This is a genomic window from Variovorax sp. OK605 (assembly GCF_900115445.1).
Lineage (GTDB): Bacteria > Pseudomonadota > Gammaproteobacteria > Burkholderiales > Burkholderiaceae_C > Variovorax.
On the sequence record NZ_FOWL01000001.1, the window covers coordinates 241,900 to 255,903 of the forward strand.

The 14,004-nt window shown below is 68.9% G+C and carries 12 protein-coding genes; 9 read left to right on the plus strand and 3 right to left on the minus strand.

Translation table 11 applies throughout. The features are described from left to right. Positions 1-6 precede the first annotated feature (6 nt). Positions 7-1,494, plus strand: a complete 1,488-nt coding sequence (locus tag BM013_RS01110; RefSeq protein WP_093121747.1) for a flavin-containing monooxygenase — start codon at positions 7-9, stop codon at positions 1,492-1,494. A gap of 15 nt (positions 1,495-1,509) precedes the next feature. Here BM013_RS01110 and BM013_RS01115 read toward each other — a convergent pair whose 3' ends face one another. After that, positions 1,510-2,025, minus strand: coding sequence for an HD domain-containing protein (locus BM013_RS01115; protein ID WP_093121749.1), 516 nt, complete (start codon positions 2,023-2,025; stop codon positions 1,510-1,512). 193 nt (positions 2,026-2,218) lie between these two features. Here BM013_RS01115 and BM013_RS01120 point away from each other — a divergent pair, with 193 nt between their 5' ends. The 5 genes from BM013_RS01120 (at position 2,219) to BM013_RS01140 (ending at position 8,244) form a co-directional block, all read left to right on the plus strand. Then, on the plus strand, positions 2,219-3,289 hold the full coding sequence (locus BM013_RS01120; protein WP_093121752.1) for a TRAP transporter substrate-binding protein: 1,071 nt from the start codon (positions 2,219-2,221) through the stop codon (positions 3,287-3,289). A 150-nt stretch (positions 3,290-3,439) separates the two neighbouring features. After that, positions 3,440-5,239 (plus strand): TRAP transporter large permease, encoded by a 1,800-nt coding sequence (locus BM013_RS01125; RefSeq protein WP_093123278.1) that lies wholly within the window; start codon positions 3,440-3,442, stop codon positions 5,237-5,239. 42 nt (positions 5,240-5,281) lie between these two features. Further along, positions 5,282-6,322 carry a LacI family DNA-binding transcriptional regulator gene (locus BM013_RS01130; protein WP_093121755.1) on the plus strand — a complete coding sequence of 347 codons (1,041 nt, stop codon included), beginning with the start codon at positions 5,282-5,284 and terminating at the stop codon, positions 6,320-6,322. A 45-nt stretch (positions 6,323-6,367) separates the two neighbouring features. After that, positions 6,368-7,378: an NAD(P)-dependent oxidoreductase gene (locus BM013_RS01135; protein ID WP_093121758.1), complete on the plus strand. Its 1,011-nt coding sequence runs from the start codon at positions 6,368-6,370 to the stop codon at positions 7,376-7,378. Between the two features lie 44 nt (positions 7,379-7,422). Then, a complete protein-coding gene (locus BM013_RS01140; RefSeq protein ID WP_093121760.1) occupies positions 7,423-8,244 on the plus strand; it encodes an amidohydrolase family protein in 822 nt (273 codons plus the stop codon). On the opposite strand, the gene soxR is transcribed toward BM013_RS01140, so the two are convergent. Continuing rightward, on the minus strand, positions 8,241-8,723 hold the full coding sequence (gene soxR, locus BM013_RS01145; protein ID WP_093121762.1) for a redox-sensitive transcriptional activator SoxR: 483 nt from the start codon (positions 8,721-8,723) through the stop codon (positions 8,241-8,243). The two genes, BM013_RS01140 and soxR, sit on opposite strands and share 4 nt — an antisense overlap. Positions 8,724-8,825: 102 nt before the next feature. On the opposite strand from soxR, the gene BM013_RS01150 reads away from it, so the two are divergent. The 3 genes from BM013_RS01150 (at position 8,826) to BM013_RS01160 (ending at position 10,971) form a co-directional block, all read left to right on the plus strand. After that, the gene (locus tag BM013_RS01150) at positions 8,826-9,170 is read left to right on the plus strand and encodes an antibiotic biosynthesis monooxygenase (protein ID WP_093121765.1); all 345 of its coding nucleotides are present in this window, start codon (positions 8,826-8,828) and stop codon (positions 9,168-9,170) included. A 169-nt stretch (positions 9,171-9,339) separates the two neighbouring features. Then, positions 9,340-9,861, plus strand: coding sequence for a sigma-70 family RNA polymerase sigma factor (locus BM013_RS01155; RefSeq protein WP_093121767.1), 522 nt, complete (start codon positions 9,340-9,342; stop codon positions 9,859-9,861). 87 nt (positions 9,862-9,948) lie between these two features. Further along, positions 9,949-10,971 carry a FecR family protein gene (locus tag BM013_RS01160; RefSeq protein ID WP_093121770.1) on the plus strand — a complete coding sequence of 341 codons (1,023 nt, stop codon included), beginning with the start codon at positions 9,949-9,951 and terminating at the stop codon, positions 10,969-10,971. Positions 10,972-11,029: 58 nt separating this feature from the next. Here BM013_RS01160 and BM013_RS01165 read toward each other — a convergent pair whose 3' ends face one another. Continuing rightward, positions 11,030-13,786, minus strand: a complete 2,757-nt coding sequence (locus BM013_RS01165; protein WP_093121772.1) for a UvrD-helicase domain-containing protein — start codon at positions 13,784-13,786, stop codon at positions 11,030-11,032. Between the last annotated feature and the right edge of the window lie 218 nt (positions 13,787-14,004).

Here is a 14,004-nt window from a genome sequence, read left to right on the forward strand (position 1 = left end):
GACGACATGTCGATGCAGGAAGAACAACACGTCGATGTGCTGATCGTCGGCGCCGGTCTCTCCGGCATCGGCGCCGCCTGCCACCTGCAGGCCAGCTGTCCGGGCCGCAGCTACCTCATCTTCGAGGGGCGCGAGCGCAGCGGCGGCACCTGGGACCTGTTCCGCTACCCGGGCGTTCGCTCCGATTCCGACATGTACACGCTGGGCTACGCGTTTCGCCCGTGGACGCAGCCGAAGTCGATCGCCGACGGGCACACCATCCTCGGCTATCTGCGCGAGACGGCCGCGCAGCACGGCGTCGACGCGAAGATCCGCTTCAACCACCGCGTGCTGCGCGCCTCGTGGTCGACGCCCGAGGCCTGCTGGACCGTGGACGCCGAGCACGGCCGCGACCGGCAGCCGGTGCGGCTGCGCTGCAACTTCCTCTTCCTGTGCAGCGGCTACTACCGCTACGACGCGGGCTACACGCCGGAGTTCGCGGGCACCGCCGCCTACACCGGTCGCATCGTGCATCCGCAACACTGGCCCGAAGGGCTCGACGTGAGCGGCCAGCGCGTGGTGGTCATCGGCAGCGGCGCCACCGCCGTGACGCTGGTGCCGGCGCTGGCGAAGACGGCCGCGCACGTCACGCTGCTGCAGCGCTCGCCCACGTACGTGGTGGCGCGTCCGGCCGAAGACCCGATCGCCAACCGGCTGCGCCGCCTGCTGCCCGCGAAGCTCGCCTACGGCCTCACGCGCTGGAAGAACGTGCTGCTGAGCATGTTCTTCTTCAAGCTCGCGCGCAGCCGGCCCGAGCGCGTGAAGCGGCTCATCCTGGGCGGGGTGCGCCAGGCGCTGGGGCCGGGCTACGACGTGGCCACGCATTTCACGCCGCGCTACAAACCCTGGGACCAGCGCGTGTGCGTGGTGCCCGACGGCGACCTGTTCGCCGCGCTCAAGGCGGGCACCGCGTCGATGGTGACGGACCACGTCGACACCTTCACTGCGCGCGGCATCCGGCTGAAGTCGGGCCGCGAGCTGGAGGCCGACCTGGTCGTGACGGCCACCGGGCTCGAGCTGCAGGTGCTGGGCGGCGTGCAGCTCGGCGTGGACGGCATCCGCGTGGACCCGGCGAGCATCTTCAACTACAAGGGAATGATGTTCAGCGACGTGCCCAACCTGGCCTCGTCGTTCGGCTACACCAACGCCTCATGGACGCTGAAGAGCGACCTGACCGCGGCCTACGTCTGCCGGCTGCTGAACCACATGGAGCGCAGCGGCTGGACTCAATGCACGCCGCGCAACACCGACCCCGCGCTGAAGCCGCAGCCGTGGCTCGACTTCACTTCGGGCTACGTGCTGCGCGCGATGGCCCGGTTTCCGAAGCAGGGCGCGCGCTCGCCGTGGCGGGCGCACCAGAACTACGCGCGCGACCTGTTGAGCCTGCGCTTCGGGCCGGTGGACGACGGGGTGATGAAGTTCTCGCGCAACCCGTTGAACACGCACACCGCCTGACCCGGCGCGCGCGGCCTATGCCGGCGCGTGCGAGGCAGAGAGCAGGGTGTCGAGCTCCGCCCACAGCGGATCGCATTGCCCCGGGCGGTACGCGGCGGCGCGAAAGGTCGGGTGCTCGCCGCGGTACGTCTCCCACAGCGTGCGGTGGCCGTCGGCCACGCAGGCGCGCACGTTGGCGAGACGGTCGGCGGCCTTCACCACCAGCGCCAGTTCCTCGTCGCCCGTGACCAGGGCCAGCGCCGCATAGGTCTTGGCCTTGCGCTCCTTGCGGTTGGCGCCGGGCGCGTCGGTTAGCAGCGCCACGCAGCGTGCGACGAGGTCGCCGAAGCGCTCCTGCACCTGCGAGACCGTGGCGTCGGTGTCTTCCACCACGTCGTGCAGGTAGCCGATGACCCGCGCCGTCCGGCCGTAGGGCTGGAGGAGGGCGACGACTGCGTCGAGGTGGTGCACGTAGGGGTGCGCGCCGTACTTCTGCTCGCCGTGCATCGCGATGGCGTAGCTGCGCGCGTCTTCGGGTGTGGGATGGGTCATGCGTCGTCCTGTGGTTTTTCCATTCTGCCTTTGCACGCCGCGGGCTTTACCTCGTTTACGAAGGAAAACACCTATCGGAAGCGCATTGCCGGGGTTCTTGTGTATCGATACAGTAAATCGTTCCACCAAGTCAGCTCAGCCAGCATCCCAGCCATGACGGGCGCTCGACCCGACCATCCTCAGGAGACAAGAAATGACCTCGCCATCGACTTCACTTTCCGCTTCGCCTTCGACCCCGTTCTCACGCCGCCGCTTCGTCCAGGCATCGTCCGCCCTGTCGCTCGCCGCGGCCACGGCGGGCTTCTCGCCGTACGGTTTCGCGCAGGAGAAAGCCGTGGCGCTGCGGCTGTCGTCGTCCCACGTGGCCGACCTCAACTCCTCGCACTTCGCGTGGGCGCAGCTGATGCAGGCCAACCTGAAGAAGGCGGTGGGCGAGCAGATCCGCATCGACTACTTTCCGAACAACCAGCTCGGCAAGGAAAGCGACGTGGTGCAGCAGGTGAAGGTGGGCTCGATCGACATGATGCTCACGGGCTCGTCGATCTGGGCCACGGTGACGCCGCAGCTCGGCATGCTCGACCTGGGCTACCTGTTCGACAGCTACGAGCACGTGTCGCGCGCGGTGGAGGCGGGCGTGGGCCCCAGGCTCAACGACATGCTGGTGAAGAGCACCGGCTGCCAGATCATCACCTGGGGCGCGCACTACGGCGCGCGCAACGTCTACACCAAGCAGCCGGTGAAGGGCCTGGCCGACGTGAAGAACGTGAAGCTGCGCGTGCTGCCCACGCCGGCCTTCATCGAGACCTTCAAGATCATGGGCGCGATCCCCACGCCCATCTCGTTCGGCGAGCTCTACATGGCGGCGCAGACCGGCGTGGTCGACGGCTTCGAGCACGACGCGGGCACGGTGCTGGCCAACAAGCTCAACGAGGTGGTCAAGCACTGCTGGATGACCGAGCACCTGTTCAGCCCCATGGTCTGCGTGGCCGGCAAGCGCGCGATGGACCGCGTGCCCGCCGCGCTGCGCCCGGCCTTCCTGAAGGCCGCGGCCGACGCCACGCTGCAGCAGCGCCAGATCGGCAGCGAGCGCACGCAGCAGGTGGTGGAAGAGCTCAAGAAGCTCGGCATCAGCTTCACGCCCATGGCCAGGAACGAGCGCGACCAGGTGCGCAAGGAAATGGAAACCAAGCTCTGGGCCGGCTTCGCCAGGCAGTACCCGGAGACCGGGCCGCTGTTCGCCGCCATCAACGCCGCGCGGGCCTGAGCGGCCATGTCGAGCATTTCATTGCCGATGCAAGCCACGCAAGCCACGCAGCCGGCGAACACAGAGCACACAGGGCCCACAGGTCACGGTGCCCTGCAGACCGTGGGCTTCGACGCCAGCCACGCCGCGGGCCGCTGGCTCGCCTGGCTCATGCGCATGACCGAGTACGCGGCCGGCGCGGTGCTGGCCATCGACGTGGTGGTGGTGTTCATCTCGGTGGTGTTCCGCTACTTCCTGCACGACCCCTTCGACTGGGCCGAGGAGGTGGCGCGCGCGCTGATGGTGATCCAGGTGTTCTTCGGCGCGGCCACGGTGCTCGCGCGCAGCCAGCACGTGGGCGTGGACCTGTTCCGCGGCATGCTGCCGGCGAGCTGGCAGCCGGCGCTGATCCAGCTCGGCAGCTGGATCGTCGTGGGCGTGTCGGCCAGCCTCTTCGCCTCGTCGTGCGAGCTGCTGGCCGACTCGTACAACATGACCACCTCCATCGGCCTGCCGCAGTGGATCTACGTGTACCCGGTGGCCATCGGCAGCCTGTTCATGACGCTGTTCGGCCTGGCCAACGCGGTGAACGGGCCGCGGCGCAGGGTGTGGGCCACGCTGGGCGCGGTGCTGGCGCTGGCGGCCGCGGTGGCGGGCTGGAACATGCTCGTGAGCGAGCACGCCATCCCGCCGTGGGCGCTGCTCACCGCGGGCTTTCTGGGCGGCATGGCGCTGGGCATGCCCATTGCCTTCGTGCTCGCGCTGTCGTCGCTGGTGTTCTTCATGGCCGACCCGTCGCTGCCCATGCTGGTGTATTCGCAGCAGGTGATGGCGGGCACCGACCACTACGTGCTGCTGGCCATTCCGTTCTTCGTGCTGGCCGGCTTGCTGATGGAGGCCAACGGCATGTCGTCGCGCCTCATCGAGCTGCTGCTGCGCATGTTCGGACGGCTGCGCGGCGGGCTGGGCCTCATCACCATCACCGCCACGGCGTTCTTCTCGGGCGTGTCGGGCTCCAAGCTGGCGGACATCGCGGCGGTGGGCGGCATCATCATGCCGGCCGTGCGCAAGACCCGGCAGGACCCGAACGAAACGGCCGGCCTGCTGGCCTGCACCGCGGTCATGGCCGAGACCATTCCGCCGTGCATCAACATGATCATCATGGGCTTCGTGGCCAACATCTCGATTGCCGGGCTGTTCATGGCGGGGCTGGTTCCGGCGGTGGTGCTCGCGGTGTCGCTGGCGGCGGTGACGATCTACGTGGGCACGCGCATCGACCCCGACGAGGCCTTCGACGTGCGCACGCCCATGTTCCGCCTGCTGGGCGGCGCGCTGGTGGCGCTGGTGATGGTGGCCATGATCGGCAAGGGCGTGACCTCGGGCGTGGCCACTTCCACCGAGGTGTCGTCCTTCGCGGTGGTCTATGCGCTGGTGGTGGGCTGGCTGGCGTTTCGCGAGCTCACGGTGAAGTCGGTGGCGCGGCTGTTCGTGCGCTCGGCGTCGATGGCGGGCGGCATTCTCTTCATCGTGGCGGCGGCGTCGAGCCTGTCGTTCGCGCTCACGATCCAGCAGATCCCGCAGTACCTGTCGGAGTTCATGGTCGGCTTTGCGCACTCGTACGGCAGCACCATGTTCGTGATGCTGTCGGTGCTCATCATGATCGTGTTCGGCGCCATCCTGGAAGGCGCGCCGGCGCTCATCATCTTCGGGCCGCTGCTCACGCCCATCGCCTCGCAGCTGGGCGTGAACCCGCTGCACTTCGGCACGGTGATGGTCATTGCCATGGGCTTCGGGCTGTTCGCGCCGCCGGTCGGGCTGGGCCTGTTCGCCACCTGCGCCATCACCGGCACGCAGGTGAAGGACGTGGCCAGGCCGATGATGAAATACCTGGCCGTTTTGTTCGTTACCCTCGTGGTGCTGGTATTGGTGCCGGCGTTTTCCACGTGGCTGCCGACGCGCATGGGGATGTAGCGGCTGCATGAGGCCGGGACAAGAGACAACAGGAAGGAAGCCGTGAGCAGAATCAGCGATGTCGCCCAGCGGGCGGGGGTGTCGACCAGCACCGTGTCGAACGTGTTGAACGGTCGCAGCGACCGCATGGCCAAGGAGACGCTGGCGCGCGTGGAAACCGCCATCCGCGAGCTGAAGTACCGGCCCAACACCTCGGCGCGGCAGCTCAAGACGGGCCATACGCCGCTCATCGGGCTGCTGGTGCCGTCGATGGCCAACCCGATGTACGGCTTCATCGCCCGCGAGGTCGAGACGCTGGCGCAGGAGCGCTACGGCTTTCGCATCATGATCGGCAACACCTACCGCGACGCCGCCAAGGAGGCGCATTTCTTCGAGGACCTGATGGCCCACGGCGTGCGCGGCGTGATCATCATCTCGTCGCTGGTCGACGAGCAGCACGTGGAGGCCGCGGCCGAGCGCGGGCTGGTGGTGGTGAGCTACGACCGGCGCGCCACGCCGGGCATGGCCTCGGTGATCGACCACGTGACGGTCGACAGCTTCGAGTCGTCGCGCATCGCCACGCAGCACCTCATCGCGCAGGGTCACCGCCGGCTGGCCTTCGTCACGCCGTCGGGCCGCACCATGAGCCGCGGCGAGAAGATCAACGGCTTTCTGGCCGCCGCGAAGACGGCGGGCCTCGAAGACAGTGCGCAGGTCATCGAGGGCCTGCCGGTCGACGAGTACGGCGACTCGATGATGAGCGAGCTCGGCCGCATGCAGGCGGGCGAGCTGGCGCGCGCCAGGAAGCGCCCGACCGGCGTGATCGGCGTGAACGACCTGCTGGCCTTCGGCCTGATGGCGGGTTTTCGCGATGCGGGGCTGTCGGTGCCGCAGGACGTGTCGGTGATCGGCATCGACAACGTGTTTCTCTCCACGCTCATGCACCCGGCCATGACCTCGGTGCGCGTGCCCGTGCCCGAGATGGCGCAGGTGATGGTCGAGCGGGTGATGAGCCGCCTGGCCGACCCGTCGATGGCCACGCAGGAATTCGTCTTCGCGCCCACGCTGGTGGCGCGCGATTCGGTCGCGCCGCCGCGCGGCTAGCCTTCATTCGAGCAAGAGCCTTTTTCTCTCTTCTTCTTTCTCTTCATGACCACGGTTTTCGTCAGCCACCCGCAGAGCAAGCTCGCCCACTATTTCGGCGACCGCGCCACCGCCGCGTTGCGGGACATTGCCCAGGTGACGCAGGTGCGTTTCAACCCCACGGACACGGATCTTTCATCGGCGGAGATCGCCGAGCTCGCCAAGGACTGCGACGCACTCATTTCCTACCGCCAGACGGTGGGCGACGAGGCCCTGTTCGCCGCGCTGCCGAAGCTGAAGGCCTTCGTGCGCTGCGCCATCGACATCCGCAACATCGACGTGGCCTCGGCCAGCCGCCACGGCGTGCTGGTGACGCAGGCCAGCGCCGGGTTCATCGCCTCGGTGTCGGAGTGGATCGTGGGCGTGATGATCGACCTGGGCCGGCACGTGAGCGCTTCGGCCGAGGGCTACCACGCGGGCCGGCCGGTGGCGCCGGCCATGGGGCGCGAGCTGCGCGGCAGCACGCTGGGCGTGATCGGCTACGGACAGATCAGCCGCTACCTGTGCGACGTCGCGCTGGCACTGGGCATGCGCACCGTGGTGCACGACCCGTTCGCGCGCATCGAGCGCGCCGGGCTGGAACAGGTGGGCTTCGACGCGCTGCTGGCGCGCTCGGACTTCGTCGTGTGCCTGGCCGCCGCCACCGAAGCCACCGAGAACCTCATGGACGCCAGGGCCTTCGCCGCCATGCAGCGGCACGCGTTCTTCGTCAATGCCGCGCGCGGCAACCTGGTGGACGAAGACGCGCTGCTCGCCGCGCTCGACGCCGGCACCATCGCCGGTTGCGCGCTCGACGTGGGCCGCGCGCCCGACCAGATGCCGTCGCCGCGCGTGGCGGCGCACCCGCGCGTGATCGCCACGCCGCACATCGGCGGCCTCACGCCGCCGGCCGTGGAGCACCAGGCAATGGAAACCGTGTCGCAGCTCGCCGAGATCTTCCAGGGCAGGGCGCCGAAGGGCGCGGTGAACGCGGCCGAGGCCTACCGCTGGCAGCAGGCCTTCGGCGTGCGCACCTGACCTTTCGATCCACTCCCTTCGATCCACTCCCTTCGAGACGCCCCATGGAACCCACCCGGAACACGCGCTACCCCGGCGCCTGCGACTGCCACGTGCACATCTACGAAGACCGCTTCGCGCTGCTCCCGAACGTCGCGTGGGTGCCGCCGCATTCGCCGGTGTCGCTCTACCGCGAGCAGGTGCAGGTGCCACTGGGCATCGACCGCGCGGTGGTGGTGCAGCCGACCGGCTACGGCTTCGACAACAGCTGCACGCTCGACGCGCTGGCCCAGTTCGGCGATGCGGCGCGCGGCATTGCACTGGTGGCGCCCGACGTGGCCGACGAAGAGATCGCGCGCCTGCACGCGGGCGGCATGCGCGGCGTGCGCTACATGATGATCGGCGGCGTGCTGGGCTGGGAGTCGCTCGAGCCGATGGCCGCGCGCATGGCCAACGCCGACTGGATGGTCAACCTGCAACTCGACGGCCGCACCATGCCCGCGCACGAGGAGGTGCTCAAGCGCCTGCCGTGCCGGCTGGTGCTGGACCACAACGGCAAGTTTCTCGAGCCGGTGGCACCGAGCCACCCGTCGTTCCAGTCGCTGTTGCGCGTGATCGATTCGGGGCGCGTGTGGATCAAGCTTTCGGCGCCCTACGAAACCTCGAAGACCGGCGCGCCCGGCTACGACGACGTGAGCCTGCTGGCGCGCACGCTGGCCGAGACCTTTCCCGAGCGCTGCCTGTGGGCCAGCAACTGGCCGCACCCGGGGCGCAGCCCGCGGCCCGAAAGCGCGCCGCTGTACGACCTGTTGTTTTCGTGGGCCAGCAGCGACGACACGCGCCGGCGCATCCTGGTGGACAACCCGGCCGCGCTCTACAACTTCTAGGCGGCGGGCTTCGCGCCCCTGACCAGCAGCCGCTGCGGCCCCGGGCCTTCGGCGGCGAGCCGGTCCGCCGGGTTGCGCAGCTTGCACCGGTCGATCGACAGGCAGCCGCAGCCGATGCAGTCGTCGAGCGTGTCGCGCAGCTTCTGCAGCTGCGCCATGCGCTCGTCCAGCTCGGCCCGCCACGCGGCCGACAGCCGGGCCCAGTCTTCGCGGCTCGGCGCGGCACCCGAGGGCAGGGTGGCCAGGGCCTGGCCGATGTCGGCCAGCGAGATGCCCACGCGCTGCGCCACCCGCACGAAGGCCACGCGGCGCAGCATCGTGCGTGCATAGCGGCGCTGGTTGCCGGCCGTGCGCGTGCTGCTGACCAGTCCCTGGGTTTCGTAGAAGTGCAGCGTGGACACGGTGACGCCGCTGCGGCGCGCGACCTCGCCGACGGTGAGCGTGGGGGAGATGCCGGCTTTTTGCAGTGCGTCGTTCATTGGAAGAAAAAATCCAGAAAGCTCTTGACCTCAACTTTACTTGAGGTTTGAGAATTCACGCCAGCGCACAGGCCCTGTGTGCACATTCCAAGGAACCCCGCCATGCCGAACCATTCCGTTGCCCGTCCGCTTGGGCCCGCGCCTGTTTTCCGCATCGACAAGTTCGTCGTGCCCGCCGAGGTGCGCCCGGCATTCATCGCGCAGATGCAGCGCATCCAGCACACGCTGCGCAGCTTGCCGGGCTGCCTGCGCGCGCATGTGCTGAACCAGACCGGCGGCACCGGGGAGTTCAACGTGGTGACCGTGGTCGAGTGGGCCAGCGAGCAGGCCGTGGCCTCGGCCGCCGTGCTGGTGAAGGCCAGGTTCGCGCAGGAAGGCTTCGATCCCGTGGCGTTCACGAAGAACGCGGGGGTGCGCTCGGACCTGGGTTTTTACGGCCTCGCCTGAGGCTGTCGGCAACTTCAGGCAACGTCAGGCGGCTTCGCGACCGCCAGCGGTCGCGAAGCCGCTGATAATCGCCGCTTCCCGTTTTCTGAATCGCCTCAGGTCAGCCACGTCGTGTCGAAGCCAACCTGCCCCTGGACTTCGACTTCTCCATTCCGGCTGTGGTGCGCCTGTGTTCGAACGCTATTACCGCGAGCTGCTGAGCTTTCTCTCCCGAAAGGTGTCCGACCGCGCCACCGCGGCCGACCTGGCGCAGGAGAGCTATGCCCGGGTCTACGAGGCGCAGCGCACCGGCAGCGTGGTGCGCGACCCGCGCGCGCTGCTGTACCGCACCGCGCGCAACCTGGTCACCGACCATCACCGCCGCACCAGCGTGCGCGCGGGGAACGACGGGGCCGCGACGCACGAGGAGCCGCGCGAGCTCGACGACGTCATGGGCCCGGAGACCTTCGAGCCCGACACCATCCTGTCTTCCGGGCAGGGCCTGGCGGCCATGGTCGAGACCATCGACAGGCTGCCCCCGCGCTGCCGCGAGGCCTTCGTGCTGTTCAAGTTCGACGGCCTGTCGTATGCCGAGGTGGCCGCGCGCATGGGCATTTCGGTGCGTACGGTGGAGATGCAGCTGCGCATTGCCATGGACGCCTGCTGGGCCTGCCTGGAGCGCACGAACGGTGACGAAGAGCGCCCACGATGAACAAGAAGCGAGGACGCGCGTTACCGGGTTGGAAGCCGCTCGTGCGTCTACATCCATAGGAGAGCTCGCCGAGCCATGACGCCCCCCATGCCACCGCTGTCACAGCCACACGACCAGGACGCATCGCGCCTTCGACAGGACGTGCTCGAGTGGTTCGTGCGCCGCCACCGCGAGGACTGGCGCGCGCCGGACGAACGCGAGTTCCAGGCCTGGCTCGGCGCCGATGCGCGGCACGGCACGGCCTACGCGCAGTGGGAGTCGCGCTGGGAATCGCTCGACGCGATCTCGCCCGAGACGGTCGCCGGCTGGCGCCGCGGCTTCACGGGGCAGCAGGCTGCAGCCACCCCCACGCGCCGGGGCTTCCTGAAACCGGCGCTCGCATTCGGCATCACCGGCATGGCCGTGGGCGCCGGCTACCTCGGCTGGCGCGAAATTCAAGCGCAGCCGGTGTTCGAGCAGGCCTTTGCCACGCGCCGCGGGCAGCAGCTCGAAGTGCCGCTGCCCGACGGCACGCGGCTGCGCCTGGACACCGCCACCCACATGGAGGTGCGGCTGTTCCGCGACCGCCGCGAGGTGACGCTGATCGACGGACAGGCCGTCTTCCTGGTGCAGTCCGACGCGAGCCGGCCGTTCGACGTGCTGGCCGGGCCGCTGCAGGTGCGCGTGGTCGGCACGCGCTTTGCCGTGCGGCACACGCCGGGCATCGCGGGCGCCGACGGGGCGCGGGTGTCGGTGGAAGAGGGCAAGGTGTGCGTGCTGCGCCGGGACGGCGACGCGAAGAACGCCGTCTTCCTCACGGCCGGCCAGCAGGTGGAAAGCGACGCGCGCGGCGTGCTTGCGGCGGTGTCGGCCGTGCCGGGCGAAGGCATCGCGCCCTGGCAGGCGCACCGGCTGAGCTTTGTAGACACGCCGCTGTCGCGCGCGCTGGCCGAACTCGAGCGCTACGGCAGCACGGGGCTGGTGGTGAACGACCCGGCCGTGGCCGCGCTGCGCCTGAGCGGCACCTTCGACCCGCGCGACGCGCGCACGCTGCGGCGCGCGCTGCCGAGTGCCTTGCCGGTGCGGCTGAAGGAAGCCGGCTCGGCCGCCGAGGTCGTGCTGGCGCAGTAGGCACATCGGTCCTGTCCGCGGCACGGGGCGCGGCACGAGGCGCGGCACGGGCCGGCGCCTACCGTGCCGGCTTTTTCCTCGGCCTGTGCTCGCATTTCGGGTAGCTGGAACACGAGCGGAACGGGCCATAAGGCCCGTTGCGCGGCACGATCACGCCGTGCTTGCACACCGGGCACCGCTCCTCTTCGACAGGCTCGCCGTCCGTGCTCACGACCGTCACGGCCCCGTCTTTCACCAGTTCGTCCAGGAACGGCGATGCCTGCCCGCGCACGGTGAACATGGTCACGCAGCGGCGTGCGCGGGTCAGCGCCACGTAGAACAGGCGCCGTTCCTCGCCGAGCGGGTAGGTGTCGCCGTTCGGCATGGCCAAGGCCAGCACGGGGTCGTCCGGACGCAGGTTGGGAAAACCCTTTCGGACCATGCCGGGCAGGATCACGTAGTCGGCCTCCGCCCCCTTGGAGCGGTGCGCTGAGAGGAAGGAAATGTCCATGCGGTCGCCGTAGCGCGCCTTCCAGTGGACCGGAAGGTAGCTCCGGTCCGCGTTGTAGCGCCCGAGGATGAACACCGACACCTTGCCGCCGCGCCCGGGGAGTGCCGTGCCGTCGACCAGGTCCTGGTAGAGCCGGGCCAGGTGGCCGTCGACGGCGTTCTGCAGGCGGTTGCGATCGGGGACCTGGAAGGCCTGCAGCACAGGCCCGCGCGCCGGCGCGACGGAACGCACGGCTTTCTCGATCTGCGCCGGGTTCCTGGAAACGAAGCGGCTCGACGCGTCGCACAGCTCCTGCGGGCAACGAAAGGTCTGCTCCAACCGCAGCAACTGGCCGTGGCCGAACCACTCGCGAAAGCCGGTCATCACCGACACATCGGCGCCCGCGAAGCGGTTGATCGACTGCCAGTCGTCGCCCACGGCGAACAGGTGGCGCCCGGGCTTCTGCACCAGCGCACGGCACAGACGGGCGCGGGCGCGCGACGCGTCCTGGAATTCGTCGGCCATCACCAGGTCGTACGGCAGCTCGCAGCGGCCCTGTTCGAGGTATTCCGCGGCCTGGTTGAGCATGTCCTCGAAGTCGACGCCGCCTTCCGCCGCCAGGGCTGCGTCCCAGGCCTGGAGGATGGGCGCAACCAGCCCGAGGAACATGCGGTGGCGGTGCTTGAAGCTGTCGCCGGGCATCTTTTCGAGCCGCTCGGTCATCGCGTCGATGCCCAGGCTGTTGCTCTTGGCGTGGCTGATGAAGGTACGCACCAGTTTCACCAGGTCGGCGTTGTCGAGCGGGATCTGGCCGAACTCGGGAATCGGGCGGTCGGGGTTCGGGTCGAGCACGACGCCGCGCGCGGTCAGGGCCGCGCCGAGATGGGCGAACAGCTGGCCGGTGTACGCCTGGTGCGAGGTCGTCTCGACCAGCGCCGTGCCGCGGCGCTCGTGCTCTTCGCGCTTCCACGCCACGCCGTCGAGGTAGCCGGCGAACTGCGGCGGGGCCTGGCCTTCGGCGTTCAGCGCCAGGTGCTCGTGATAGAGCGCAATGGCGGGGTAGTAGAAGTCGGGGCGGTACTGCCGGTGGTCGGCCGTGGCCGTGTCGAACTCGTAGCTGCGTTCGTATTCGTAGTCGACGCCGTTGTAGAACAGCCAGTCGGCAATCAGGCGCTCCTGGTCGCTGCGCACGCGGTCGCCGCGCAGGGTGCGCACGCAGACGTTGCCCTCCTTGTCCCACTCGTCGCCGCTCGTCTCGGCGCCGAAGCGGGGCAGGTCGCGTCCGAACACCAGGCGGAACATGTCCCAGCGGGTGCGGAAATCGTCGGACTGGTCCTTGAGCCGGTCGACGATGCCGTTGAGTTTTTCGAGCCCCGCCAGGGTGTCGACGGCCCAGCCGGGAACGTCGGGTTTCCGGCCCGTGGCCTTGCCGACGATGCCCAGCCCCAGCGCGTGGAAGGTGCGCGCCGCCACGGTCACGCCTTCCATGCCCAGGCGCTGGAAGGCCAGCTCGGCGCGCTGCTGCAGCTCCTCGGCGGCTTTCTTGTTGAACGCCAGCAGCACGATGCGCTCGGGCGCCATGAAGCCGCGTTGGATTGCATAGGCCGCCTTGGCGACCATGGTCGAGGTCTTGCCCGATCCAGCCGACGCCACGACCTGCACGCGGTTGTCGAAGCAGATCACCGCGCGGGCCTGTTCCTGGGTGAGCGGCTTGCTTTCCACATGGTCGAACAGGTCGTTGGAGGCGATCAGCTCCTGCTCGACGTGCTGCTCGTTCATGCGAGCCCAGGCGGCCGGCCAGTCACCCCGCCATGCCTTCAGGTGCTCTTCGATGCGTTCGACCGGCTCGGGCTCCGCGGCGCGGGCATCCGCATCGCGGAACAGTTCCCACAGCTGCTCTTCGCTGACCGACAGGGTGGGGCGGTCGCGCAGCATCGCCTGCTGTTGCTCGTGCGTGATCCAGCGCCGCTCCTGCGTCGCCCATTTCATGTGGCCGAAGGTCTTGCCCAGCCAATTGCGGATCTGGCCGTGGGCCTTGCCGAAGGTCTCGCGGCGCCTGCGCCGGCGCTGCTCGGCGAGAACGGACGCAATGGCGTCTTCGAGCGACTGGAGTTCGAGGTTGGGCAGGCCGTCGACCCGCACCGCGCCGGCGTGCGACAGGTCGAGCACCAGCGCGCTCCAGAACACACCGCGCGCCGCGTGCAGTGGGGAGCTGCCGCCAATGGGCGCGACATGCGCCTGTCCGTCGATGGAAAGCTCGAGGCCTTCGTTGACCAGGCGCAACCGCCACAGCGGCGACCTGGTGATCAGTCGGCCCCATGCCGAGGGGGCCCATTCTTGCGTCATCCGCTTTCCCGTAGAGCTGCTCGCGTGCTTCAGGCCGGACGGAGGCTTGGCCGCACCGAGCGGTGCGTCCGGCGAAGACGAGGACCGACATTGTCACCTGTTGTGACAACCGTGAACAAAGGAGGCCGCTCGCGTGGCGACCGAAGCGAGCGGCATGGACAGCAGCAGCAACAAGTGGGGGTGAAAATTTTTTCGCCGCGCCTACGGGATTTGCAGCG

Coding starts and splice junctions, on each gene's coding strand:
- BM013_RS01140 (WP_093121760.1), top strand. CDS start 7,423: ATGGAACCCACCCGGAACACGCGCTACCCCGGCGCCTGCGACTGCCAC.
- BM013_RS01160 (WP_093121770.1), top strand. CDS start 9,949: ATGCCACCGCTGTCACAGCCACACGACCAGGACGCATCGCGCCTTCGA.
- BM013_RS01115 (WP_093121749.1), bottom strand. CDS start 2,025: ATGACCCATCCCACACCCGAAGACGCGCGCAGCTACGCCATCGCGATG.
- BM013_RS01120 (WP_093121752.1), top strand. CDS start 2,219: ATGACCTCGCCATCGACTTCACTTTCCGCTTCGCCTTCGACCCCGTTC.
- BM013_RS01110 (WP_093121747.1), top strand. CDS start 7: ATGTCGATGCAGGAAGAACAACACGTCGATGTGCTGATCGTCGGCGCC.
- BM013_RS01165 (WP_093121772.1), bottom strand. CDS start 13,786: ATGACGCAAGAATGGGCCCCCTCGGCATGGGGCCGACTGATCACCAGG.
- BM013_RS01125 (WP_093123278.1), top strand. CDS start 3,440: ATGCGCATGACCGAGTACGCGGCCGGCGCGGTGCTGGCCATCGACGTG.
- soxR (WP_093121762.1), bottom strand. CDS start 8,723: ATGAACGACGCACTGCAAAAAGCCGGCATCTCCCCCACGCTCACCGTC.
- BM013_RS01135 (WP_093121758.1), top strand. CDS start 6,368: ATGACCACGGTTTTCGTCAGCCACCCGCAGAGCAAGCTCGCCCACTAT.
- BM013_RS01150 (WP_093121765.1), top strand. CDS start 8,826: ATGCCGAACCATTCCGTTGCCCGTCCGCTTGGGCCCGCGCCTGTTTTC.